This window comes from Micromonospora parastrephiae (genome assembly GCF_016802865.1).
In the GTDB taxonomy this organism is placed as follows: domain Bacteria; phylum Actinomycetota; class Actinomycetes; order Mycobacteriales; family Micromonosporaceae; genus Micromonospora; species Micromonospora parastrephiae.
In genome coordinates this window covers 1-3,156 of record NZ_JAEVHM010000346.1, presented here as the reverse complement: position 1 = coordinate 3,156, position 3,156 = coordinate 1, and the positions used below count along the sequence as shown (strand labels likewise).

2 protein-coding genes are annotated in these 3,156 nt (G+C 67.0%); both read left to right on the top strand.

What is annotated here, in order from left to right; genetic code table 11:
* Positions 1 to 2,259: AMP-binding protein (locus tag JNW91_RS30715; protein ID WP_203178965.1), on the top strand; the 2,259-nt coding region annotated here is incomplete at its 5' end.
* A partial coding sequence (locus JNW91_RS33290) for an AMP-binding enzyme (RefSeq protein ID WP_203178964.1) occupies positions 2,256 to 3,156 on the top strand: 901 nt, incomplete at its 3' end. The genes JNW91_RS30715 and JNW91_RS33290, both read left to right, overlap by 4 nt.

Here is a 3,156-nt window from a genome sequence, read left to right as displayed (position 1 = left end):
GACTTGCCGGTGGTGGTGGTGGATCGTGCGGGGTGGGGTGAGCCGTTTGGTTTGACTGATGTGCAGCAGGCGTATTGGTTGGGTCGGTCGGGGTTGTTTGAGTTGGGTGATGTGTCGACTCATTTGTATGTGCAGTTTGAGTCGGTGGATTTTGATGTGGCGCGGGCTGATGAGGTTTTGCGTCGGTTGTTGGATCGGCATGGGATGTTGCGGGCTGTGGTGCGGGGTGATGGTCGGCAGCAGGTGTTGGATGGTGTGGTGTTGGGTGTGGAGTGGGAGGATTTGTCGTCGCTGTCGGTGGAGGATGCGGCGGTGCGGGTGGGTGTGGTGCGGGATCGTTTGTCGCATGAGGTGCGGCGGGCTGATTCGTTTCCGTTGTTCGGGTTGGTGGCGCAGCGTTTGCCGGGTGGGGTGACTCGGGTTCATTTGAGTTTGGATCTGTTGATCGCGGATGCGACGTCGGTGCAGGTTTTCTTGAGTGAGTGGGCGGCGTTGTATGCGGATCCGGGGGTGGAGTTGGCGCCCTTGGAGTTGACGTTTCGGGATTATGTTCTGTCGTTGGGGCAGGTGGAGTCGGGGGAGACGTATCGGCGGGCGCGGGATTACTGGTTGGGGCGGTTGGAGGAGTTGCCGCCGGCGCCGGAGTTGCCGGTGGTGGGGGTGTCGGGTCCGACTCGGTTCGTGCGTCGGCAGTTCCGGGTGGAGTCGGGGGTGTGGGGTGCGTTGCGGGATCGGGCGCAGTCGTGGGGGGTGACGCCGTCGGCGTTGTTGTGTGCGGCGTATGCGCAGGTGTTGTCGGTGTGGGCGCGTCAGCCGCGGTTCACGGTGAATGTGACGGTGGGGGATCGGTTGCCGGTGCATCCGGATGTGGAGCGGGTGATCGGTGACTTCACCGGGTTGGTGTTGTTGGAGGTGGACGCGGCTGGGGAGGGGGGCTTCGGGCAGCGGGTGCGTCGGTTGCAGGAGCAGTTGTGGCGGGATCTGGAGCATCGGGCGTTTGGTGGGGTGCGGGTGTTGCGGGAGTTGGCGCGGGTGCATGGTCCTGCGCGGGCGGCGATGCCGGTGGTGTTCACCAGCGTGTTGGGTCGGCCGATGCCGGGGGGTGCCGAGGGGGTGGTCCCTGGGTTGGGTCGGTTCGTGGAGGCGGTGTCGCAGACGCCGCAGGTGCATGTGGATTGTCAGGTCTATGAGCAGGGCGACGCGTTGGTGGTGAGTTGGGACGCGGTGGAGGCGTTGTTCCCGGCGGGTTTGTTGGATGAGGCGTTCGCCGCGTATGAGGGTTTGTTGCGGCGGTTGGCCGTTGAGGAGGGGGCGTGGGAGTCGCCGGGTCGGTTGGTGCCGTTGCCGGCGACGGTGGGTGAGGTGTGTGCGCGGGCGAATGACGTGGCGGGGCCGGTGCCGTCGGGGTTGTTGCATCAGGTGGTGGCGGATCGGGCGGTGGCGCAGCCGCAGGCGTTGGCGGTGGTGTCGTCGTCGGGGTCGTTGACCTATGCCGAGTTGCTGCGGCGTGCCCGTCGGGTGGGTCGTCGGTTGCGGATGGCGGGGGCGCGTCCGGGTGAGTTGGTCGCGGTGTGCATGGACAAGGGGTGGGAGCAGGTCGTCGCGGCGTTGGGGGTGTTGGAGTCGGGAGCGGCGTATGTGCCGGTGGACCCGGGGTTGCCGGCGCCGCGGCGGGAGCATCTGTTCGACGTCACCGGGGTGCGGGTGGTGTTGACGCAGCAGGCGGTGGCTGGTCGGTTGTCGTGGCCGGACGGGCTGTCGGTGTGGTCGGTCGACGACGAGTCGCAGTGGAGCGGTGTTGATGACGCGGCGTTGCCGGCGGTGCAGTCCGCGACGGATCTGGCCTATGTCATCTTCACCTCCGGTTCCACCGGGCTGCCCAAGGGGGTGATGGTCGATCACCGGGCGGCGTTGAACACGGTGGTGGACGTCAACCGGCGGTGGGATCTGGGTCCCGGTGACCGGGTCCTGGCGGTGTCGTCGCTGAGTTTCGACCTGTCGGTGTGGGACGTGTTCGGGATGCTGGCCGCCGGTGGGGTGGTGGTGATGCCCGATCCGGGCACCGGTCGGGATCCGGAGCACTGGGCGCAGCTGGTGGCGCGGCATCAGGTGACGGTGTGGAATTCGGTTCCGGCGCTGTTCGAGTTGTTCGTCGAGCAGTTGGCGCAGCGGGGCGGGTCCGACGGGGCGTCGCTGCGGCTGGCGTTGCTGTCCGGTGACTGGATTCCGCTGTCGCTGCCGGCCGGGCGCGTGAGGTGATCGAGGACCTGTCGGTGATCAGTCTGGGTGGCGCCACCGAGGCGGCGATCTGGTCGATCCACCACCCGATCGAGCGGGTGGATCCGTCCTGGAGCAGCATTCCCTATGGCCGGCCGCTGACCAACCAGAGCTTCCACGTGCTGGACCACGACCGGCAACCCCGTCCGATCTGGGTTCCCGGAGAGTTGTATATCGGCGGCGTCGGCGTGGCCCAGGGCTACTGGCGTGACCCGCACCGCACCGCCGCGAGTTTCGTGGTGCATCCCGACACCGGTGAACGGCTCTATCGCACCGGTGACCTCGGCCGTTACCTGCCCGACGGCACCATCGAGTTCCTCGGCCGGGAAGACTTCCAGGTCAAGATCGGCGGGTTCCGCATCGAGCTGGGCGAGATCGAGGCCACCCTGGCCACGCACCCGGACATCACCGCCGCCGTGGTGACCGCCCACGGCGACCCCCGCGGGAACCGGCGACTCGTCGCCTACGTCGTGGCCGACACCACCACCGAGCTGCCCATCGAGGACATCCGCGACTGGCTGCGCAGCAGACTCCCGGAATACATGATCCCCGCCACCGTCATCGAGCTGGACCAACTACCCCTGACCAGCAACGGCAAAATCAACCGGACCGCGCTACCCGACCCCGCCACCCACAGCAGCGGCCACGAACACGTCCCCCCACGCACCCCCACCGAAAACGCCCTCAGCACCATCTGGCAGAACCTCCTCAACCTCCCCAAGATCAGCATCAACGACAACCTCTTCGACCTCGGCGCCGACTCCCTACTGGCCCTCCGCGCCACCGCCGCCGCCGACAACGCCGGACTCCACCTCACCCTCCGACACATCTTCCAAAACCCCACCATCGCCCAACAAGCAACCACCGCCACCACCGTCG